A 1217-nucleotide genomic window follows, 5' to 3' on the forward strand; every position below is an offset into this window, starting at 1 on the left:
GAACCGGAAGCCGAGCCGCTGGAACGCCTCCAGGATCCGCTCGTGCACCGGCAGCGGGTGCACGTTGACCTGGTCCAGGTCGCCCTTGTCCACCGCCCGGGCGATGGCCAGCTCGGTACGCAGGCCCATCGTCATGCCGCGCAGCCGCTGACCGTAGACGTCGGTGATCGGCGTCTCCCACGGCATCGGGAGCTGGAACGGAATGGCGAGCTGCTGCTTCGCGGCGAGCTGGAGCGGGCCGCTGACCGGCAGCCGGTGGAACTCCATGACCCCGGCGTACTCCGTGTCGTGGCCCTCGATCTCGACCCGGGTGACCAGGCCGACGACGACCTGCTCGATGTTGGCCGGCGCGTCGCCGCCGAGCAGGTTCACCTGCCCCTCGAGGGTCAGGCCGGGCCGGGTGTTCGGGTTGGTCAGGACGGTGTCGACGCTCGGCCCGCCCACGCCGAACGCGCTCAACATCTTCTTGAAGACCATCTGAACTCCCGCGCAAAGACACCGCGCTCCACCCTGGAGCCGGTCGCTGACTTCCCGGGACCCTATCCGTGGGCGCTGTGAAGTGCCTGTGAAGGCCGCCGTCCGACGTGGAGACGTCCGGCCCGCGCCAGGACACGGGCTGAGGGTCACGCCCCGTACGGCGGTAGACACCGGTCAGCCGCCCTCGACGACGACCAGTTCGCCCACCTGGTCGGCGAGCTGAGCGCGCGCCTGGGCGGGCAGGCCCGCGTCGGTGACGAGCACGTCGGCTGCGGAGAGCGGGGCGATGGTGGCCATCCCGACGGTCTCCCACTTGGTGTGGTCGGCCAGCACCACCAGCCGCCGCGACGCCTCGATCAGGCACCGGTTCGTCCCCGCCTCCAGCAGGTTCGGCGTGGTGAACCCCGTACGCGGGCTCATGCCGTGCACGCCGAGGAAGAGCACGTCGACGTTGAGGGAGCCGATCGCCGCCTCGGCCACCGGGCCGGTGAGGGCGTCCGACGGGGTACGGATGCCGCCGGTCAGCACGACCGTCCGGTCGGCGCGGGGGTGCTGGTGCAGGGCGTCGGCGACGGGGATCGAGTTGGTCACCACGGTCAGGCCGCGTACGTCGGCGAGCAGGGTGGCCAGCGCGGCGGTCGTGGTGCCGGCGGAGAGCGCGACGGCCATGCCGGGCTCGACGAGGGCGGCGGCCCGCTCGGCGATGGCCCGCTTCTCGGCCTGCTGGCGGACCGACTTCG

The 1217-nt window shown here is 72.1% G+C and carries 2 protein-coding genes; both read right to left on the reverse strand.

Annotated features, from left to right (window positions below; translation table 11 throughout):
- A partial coding sequence (locus AB0B91_RS66225) for a sporulation protein (protein WP_358343290.1) occupies nucleotides 1-477 on the reverse strand: 477 nt, incomplete at its 3' end.
- 174 nt (nucleotides 478-651) lie between these two features.
- Nucleotides 652-1217, reverse strand: a 566-nt coding sequence (locus tag AB0B91_RS66230) for a DeoR family transcriptional regulator (RefSeq protein WP_358343292.1), incomplete at its 5' end; no start/stop codon positions are given.

Source organism: Nonomuraea sp. NPDC049141 (genome assembly GCF_040648415.1).
Classification (GTDB): domain Bacteria; phylum Actinomycetota; class Actinomycetes; order Streptosporangiales; family Streptosporangiaceae; genus Nonomuraea.